The sequence below is a fragment of the Hahella sp. HN01 genome (assembly GCF_018986435.1).
Taxonomy (GTDB): Bacteria; Pseudomonadota; Gammaproteobacteria; order Pseudomonadales; family Oleiphilaceae; genus Hahella.
Window position 1 is genome coordinate 1 of sequence record NZ_JAHMIN010000076.1, and the last position, 6497, is coordinate 6497.

General features: G+C 46.5%; 7 protein-coding genes. 1 reads left to right on the forward strand and 6 read right to left on the reverse strand.

Annotated elements, in window-relative coordinates:
- Positions 1-189: 189 nt before the first annotated feature.
- The 6 genes from KP814_RS31730 to KP814_RS31755 all read right to left on the reverse strand — a co-directional run bounded on the left by KP814_RS31730 (position 190) and on the right by KP814_RS31755 (position 5202).
- On the reverse strand, positions 190-618 hold the full coding sequence (locus KP814_RS31730; protein ID WP_216740541.1) for a hypothetical protein: 429 nt from the start codon (positions 616-618) through the stop codon (positions 190-192).
- A 256-nt stretch (positions 619-874) separates the two neighbouring features.
- Positions 875-1528, reverse strand: coding sequence for an HAD family phosphatase (locus tag KP814_RS31735; RefSeq protein WP_216740542.1), 654 nt, complete (start codon positions 1526-1528; stop codon positions 875-877).
- Between the two features lie 222 nt (positions 1529-1750).
- Positions 1751-2515, reverse strand: a complete 765-nt coding sequence (locus KP814_RS31740) for a hypothetical protein (protein WP_216740543.1) — start codon at positions 2513-2515, stop codon at positions 1751-1753.
- Positions 2516-2517: 2 nt separating this feature from the next.
- Positions 2518-3267: a hypothetical protein gene (locus KP814_RS31745; protein WP_216740544.1), complete on the reverse strand. Its 750-nt coding sequence runs from the start codon at positions 3265-3267 to the stop codon at positions 2518-2520.
- A gap of 25 nt (positions 3268-3292) precedes the next feature.
- Positions 3293-4057 (reverse strand): hypothetical protein, encoded by a 765-nt coding sequence (locus KP814_RS31750; RefSeq protein WP_216740545.1) that lies wholly within the window; start codon positions 4055-4057, stop codon positions 3293-3295.
- The gene (locus KP814_RS31755; RefSeq protein ID WP_216740546.1) at positions 4054-5202 is read right to left on the reverse strand and encodes a hypothetical protein; all 1149 of its coding nucleotides are present in this window, start codon (positions 5200-5202) and stop codon (positions 4054-4056) included. Before KP814_RS31755 ends, KP814_RS31750 begins: the two co-directional genes overlap by 4 nt.
- A gap of 512 nt (positions 5203-5714) precedes the next feature.
- Between KP814_RS31755 and KP814_RS31760 the strand changes: the two genes are divergently transcribed.
- Positions 5715-6359, forward strand: coding sequence for a hypothetical protein (locus tag KP814_RS31760; protein WP_216740547.1), 645 nt, complete (start codon positions 5715-5717; stop codon positions 6357-6359).
- The last annotated feature ends 138 nt before the right edge of the window (positions 6360-6497 follow it).

A 6497-nucleotide genomic window follows, 5' to 3' on the forward strand; every position in this document is an offset into this window, starting at 1 on the left:
CTCGACGAGGATCAGAAACTCGACGAGGATCAGAAAGGCTGGAGAAATGGTGTTTAACGCCGTCAATTAAAGAAGAACCCATAACAGTCCTTATTAGGGGAGAAAAATGGGCGTACTCTATGGATTTACTGTCTACTATTCAACCACATAGTGCGATTTGCCTGGCTCATCACCACTGTCTGGAACAGCTTAATCGTTATACACACAGACAGGACTTTGTAATCTCCTCGCTTCCTCATAAACCGCAATAACGGCTTCGATCATTTTGCAATATTCTTCATTTTCAAATTCGTCGTAAAAATCATCAACTCTATCTTTCAGAGATAAAATCGAGGGACTATTCCTTAGTTTATCTTGAACAGAATACAAAAGATCAATAATGCTTGTCTGCTCACTTTTAGATAGATTCAAGTAATAATTATATTTGTATGATCCGAAAGTCATATTCTCCAAGAAATCCGCCTTGCCTGGCATAATTTCCCGTACAAACTCCAAAATTAATAACCAATGATCAAGGGGGATATACGCACTTCGCTCACTATGCCACATAGATGGTTTTATAGGCAGCGTAGCTGCTTCTCCACCTGGCGCTTCAAAAACTCGAATTCTCTTACTCATTTCAAACAACTCTGTTTATATGTGCAGTTTTTCAGTTTGACAATTTTTCTTTATCATATCTATGGTAATTTCAAATAACTCCTCTCTCGTAACATATAATTGCAATTTATTTGGTTTGGCGGTGCTATTTTTAGGCGTAGGCGCCACATATTGGGTATTTGCTCCTGAACCCAAAAGTTCACTACAGAAACTGCCTAGTGATTTTGCGTGCCTGCGCTTGACGTTACTTGTAAATCTGTAATCGTATCGTACCCTATTAAAATAAGCCTGAGATAGACGATCTTTCATTTTTAATGACATCTATAACTTCGACAATGTTGTTGATAATAATTTCATTGAACTTGGGTTTGTCGACAGATGTCGGGCTGTAGTACGCGGACTTCATCTTGGCATTGAATGCCGCCTCGATGCCAACATAACTGTCTTCTACAACGAGGCAATCTGCTGGGGCTTTATTCATAATTTTTGCTGCATGTAAAAAAATACTTGGTTCAGGTTTCCAAGAGTTTATTTCATATGAGCTGAAAATATTGTCTCTAAAATAGTCCAGCAATCCAGTTACTCTCAGCGAGAGTAGGATTTTCTCCATTGGAGCTGAAGATGCCACACAAAAGGGAATGTCGAGCGCTTCTAATAGCTCTAATATCCCATTGTTAGGCTTTAAATTTGTTGATATTAGCTGATTCATCCTGTGTCGATAGTTGACTTCAAATTCTTTTGGAAGTGTTGTTCTGTACTGTTGTTCTATGGATTCGATGATCCTCGCTAATTTCATTCCACGATAGTTGTTTAAGAGCGTTGTCGGGTTGCTTTCTAAGCCTAGTAGAGCTAACTCCTCGTGTAGAGCTAAATTGCATAAATGTTCACTGTCGACGAGTGTTCCATCACAGTCAAAAATTATTAACTTCATTTTTCTTAGTATCGTCCTTTCTATAGTTTTCTTTTGAAGCGTTATAATATGTATGCATACTCGCAATAGGCAAAATTGGCTTTTCCGGGTAGCTTGTAGTGCAAGTCATAGCGCACCATCCTGTATTCCTTCACGGTAAGATCAGAAAAATCTAACCCTTTGCCTGTTAAAAGTTGCTTCGGCAGTTGCATGATCATAGTAAGCCCAATAATTTCTTAACTATCAGACTGCTCGAAGCGCGACCATCGACATTATGCGCTTAGCGTCTGCGTACATACGCTGGTACCTAAGCTCTTTGTCGCCCACTTCGGAGGTCAAATGAAAATTGAATGTCAGGTAGTAACCAGCGCCCAATGGATAAGCCCAGTAGTAGTTCAGACCTCGGCCGACGCCTTCGCCGCGAATGCCGTAGTGCAGCCAGTCGACGCCGTTGATTTCTTGTCTGTAGTAGACTTCCGGCAGATGGGTTACTAACGCCAGTTTTCCGAGTGGAATGTAACCTTGGGCGCTCATTTCCTCTGGGTGTTCAAATGCGTACCGCGCCTCCCAGTTGGCTCCAGGTTTTCCGTCTTTATTTTTCTCAGTTTCGTAGTAGTCCCATAGATCCCTTCTCAGGTATGTCTCCAGGCTATCGAGGTCTCCCTCGGCAACTGGGGTGTGGGATTCTGCGCGGTTTACGTCAATCGTGAGGCTCATATCACCGAGCTTACCGGAATAGCCTTGTATGAACAGGCCTCTGTACCCCCACCATTCAAAACAGGCATGTACATACTCCCGATTGAACTCTTTCTCTACGCTCGACATAAAAGCGTTCGGAGTGAGAAGAACCTGTGTCAGGTCAGGGTCTTTGTGTTTGGCTAACCTCTGAACATTGCCCGGCAACCTGAAGACCAAGAGATAGTCGCCGATCCTGCATTCCTTTGCGGTAAGCTCAGCAAAACTCGGCCCTTTGCCTGTTAAGGCAGGTTTGAGTAATTGGTTGATCATTATCAGCCCTTACGAAGCTCCATCATGGACATGATGCGCCTTGCGTCATCGCGCATGCGTTCGGACCGCATAGAGCGATTTCCTATTTCGAGCTGCATCCAGAAACTGACGGTCAGGTAGAAATCCTTGTTTAGGGGATAGGCCCAGTAGTAGGTGTGGTGGTGTCCGGCCATGCCTTCCGAGTTGATGTGGTAGGAGAGCCAGTCGGCGCCATGGATGCGTTCTTTGGTGTAGGGATCAGGTAGTTTCACCAGAAAGCCTGAGACAGGCGTATCGCACATCAAAACCTCGTTATTTTCGTAGTGCTGTCTGGCTCTCAGGTTTATGCCGCCGTCTGTTTCTTCCGTTTCGTAGTATGTCCAATACTCTTGTTTCAGATAGGACTCTAAACTATCGAGGTCGCCTTCTTTGATAGGCGAGTGGGGCATGGCGCGATTAACATCCACATGCAAAGACATTCTTCCTAGTTGACCAAAACTGCCTTGTAGGAAAAACCCGCGATATGCCCACCACTCAAACCCCATTTGCACAAAGGTGCGGTTGAACTCTTTGTCGCACTCATATGTCGCGAACAGGTCATTATTTAGATTCAAGTGCGAAGGATTGGGCTTCCTAGGTATGCCAATATCAATGGCGTTCCCTGGCAGTTGATACTTCAGCCGATAGTCTCCGATGCTGCATTCCTTTGCAGTAAGCCTTGAAAAAGCAGGCCCTTTGCCCGTTAAAAGTCGCTTCAACAGCTGCTTGATCATAGTAAGCCCAATAATTTCTTAACTATCAGACTTTTCGAAGCGCGACCATCGACATAATGCGCTTGGCGTCTTCGTACATGCGTTGGTATCTCAGCTCTTTGTCGCCCACTTCGGAGGTCAAATGAAAATTGAATGTTAGGTAGTAACCAGCGCCCAATGGATAAGCCCAGTAGTAGTTCAGACCTCGGCCGACGCCTTCGCCGCGAATGCCGTAGTGCAGCCAGTCGATGCCGTTGATTTCTTGTCTGTAGTAGACTTCCGGCAGATGGGTGACTAACACGAGTTTCCCGAGTGGAATGTAACCTTGGGCGCTCATTTCCTCTGGGTGCTCAAATGCGTGCCGCGCCTCCCAGTTGGCTCCAGGTTTTCCGTCTTTATTTTTCTCAGTTTCGTAGTAGTCCCATAGATCCCTTCTCAGGTATGTCTCCAGGCTAACGAGGTCTCCCTCGGCAACTGGGGTGTGGGATTCTGCGCGGTTTACGTCAATCGTGAGGCTCATATCACCGAGCTTACCGGAATAGCCTTTTATGAACAGGCCTCTGTACCCCCACCATTCGAAACAGGCATGTACATACTCCCGATTGAACTCTTTCTCTACGCTCGCCATGAAAACGTTCGGAGTGAGAATAACCTGTGTCAGGTCAGGGTCTTTGTGTTTGGCTAACCTCTGAACATTGCCCGGCAACCTGAAGGCCAAGAGATAGTCGCCAATCCGGCATTCCTTCGCGGTCAGTTTTGAAAAATCCGGCCCTTTGCCTGTTAAGATCGACTTGAGTAGTTGATTGATCATAATAGGCCTAACTCTTTCATTGTATGTTTCGCCAGCCTTTCCGCTTTTCTTTGATAGCCGTTCATTTGCAAATGCCTGATGGCGCATTCGGCGCTGAGGAAGGGTAACGTATGGGGGCTGGCTTGCACAGGACGCTTATCGCGGAATACCAGAAACATGCTGTTCATGCTGCGCAAGAAAGAGCCGGGGGATAGGTCGTTGAAGCCAGCCAGGTTTGGCACGAGGTCGTTTGGGTGATCTCGCTTGATTTCATCAATGGTTATACCTGCCTGCTTGAAGGCTTTCTCTGCGCGAGTCTTCTCATTTCCTCCTGCATGAATCGAGACTCTTTGTCCTTCCAGGCGCACGCCTCTTTGATTCACCAGCTCTACGGCCCGCGTCAGGATAATTCCGCCCTGACTATGCGCCGTCCATTTGCGATGCAAGCCTTTTTGCTGATTTTCGATCAACATAACCGCTAGAAATTTCGCTAACTCGGTAGTGGATATTTTATCTGCGATGCATTCGAAGAAGTCGATTTTTCCACGAGTCGGGTTGTAGAAGAGCGTGTAGGCTTTGGCGTAGTCGTCCCAGTAGGCGGTATCCGTGTGGACGCCCATCAGCCAGGAGGCTTTTTTCAAATCATTCGACATACCATTGATTGCAACATGTTCTGTTCTTATCTTAGGGACGGGTTTTGGTTTTCCCCAGGCCAACTCAAGTCTGGGAATTTCCCTTTCAGTTATTTCTTCTCGCCACCGAATATCAGACTCCCGCCTAACCTCAAACAACCCCATCTGCTGCATGTTCTCCGGTGTTTCAACCTGTGTAATTTCCCGCTCCAGTTTCATCCGATTAATAACAATCATCTCGGGATTCACGCTGTACATAAAACTGATTCCGCCTGAGCAGATCTTATGACGCATAAACATGGGCGCTTTTTGAAAACCTCTGCTGTTCCAGCCATAGCCGCCGTCGCTGGTTAGTTTGAGAGCCTCTTTGTATACCTGGGTTTTCTCATACAGATTCAGGCTGCGCATAAAGACATTTGCTTCTCTGGTGATCATCAGCTTTTTGCCAGCCTTGGGAGTTTGAGAGTTCCAGGCAGGGAGCGGGTTTTCCAGCGGCAAAAGTTGATGCTGAGCAGGAAGGTTGTTGTTTTGCATTTCGCTTTCCTTAGGTGTGCAAGAAAAGCAATAATTCTAGTAATTGGATGAATGAAAGCAATTTGTCTTTTGTTCGAGGCTGTTTGGTCTAAAAGCCAGCTTGCAAACAATTAGCGATAAAATGCGCTAAGTAACTTGAAAATAAAGGGAAAAACTTCCCGTTTCGCGAAAGGCTCGATATGTGGTGTCTGGTACTGCAAGACAATAATACTTGCTTTTTGGCGCGAGCTGAACTGGCGTTGATAATTGAACAAGGGCTTCTCGGTGTGGATTGTCTTGTATCTATGATGGTCTGACTAAACCGGGAAACAGGGAGCGCATCGTGCCGCCATTCACTCTGCGTGAAGGTAAATTTCCAATAAAAACGATAAAGGGTTTTGTTTCAGGTGGGCGCTAACTTAAACGAAAAATGCAGCGGCAGTGAATGACGTGGAAAGCTGGCGCGTTGAAGTTGAGCTGAGATTAATAAAAGAATCTGGACACAGAATTCAGCAGGGATCAGGGATTTACTTATGGCATTAATACATGTGCAAAACGCGATTAATATTGCTGAGCAGTGGCATCAACAAAACCGACGGATTACATGGTCTCCGTTAGTTATGCCGCCTCAGGTCATGGGGCGTCGCTGGCGTTATACCAGCTCCATGGAACGCTGGGCGAGAGGGCTGGATCATAATGTTCCCAACCCGCTGACAATGGGACCCAATCAAATAGAAATATGCTGTTTTGAAATGCTGTTTCTGGCCGCCGCCGCAGCCCAGGCGCCGAGACAATTTTTCTCTGATCGTTATAACCGTGCGCATACCGCCAGGGTGATCAATGGACGCAACTGGGGCGTACAGATAATGCGTAATATGTTTCACAACGAGACGTTTTACCCCTGGCCAGCGCCATTTCCCGCCTCACTCAATCGCGGCGACGTCGTCGTTTTTTCCTACCGCAATCAACCTCTCTACAACGGACAGTTTCAACTGGGACACGCCGTCCTGCTCACCGGGCAAAGAGACGCTTTTGGCCGACACATCGCAATGAGCTTTTGCGGAACCAATACGCAGCCAGTCACCCGAGTGGAAAGAGTGACCGTTGAAGAACAGATTCTTAACGGCGGCAACCTGGCCAGGGCGTTTTATGGGAGACCCGCCTGGTTGGGAGCGTAGGGCGTATTTATTAACCTGGCATCGATATAGGTATGATACACTACCCATATGATTATAGAAGACGCTCGCTCATTACCTGCCGCAGCGCAGGAAGAAAAAAGAAAACAGGCCGTGCGACTGCGCAAGCAGGGGTATAGC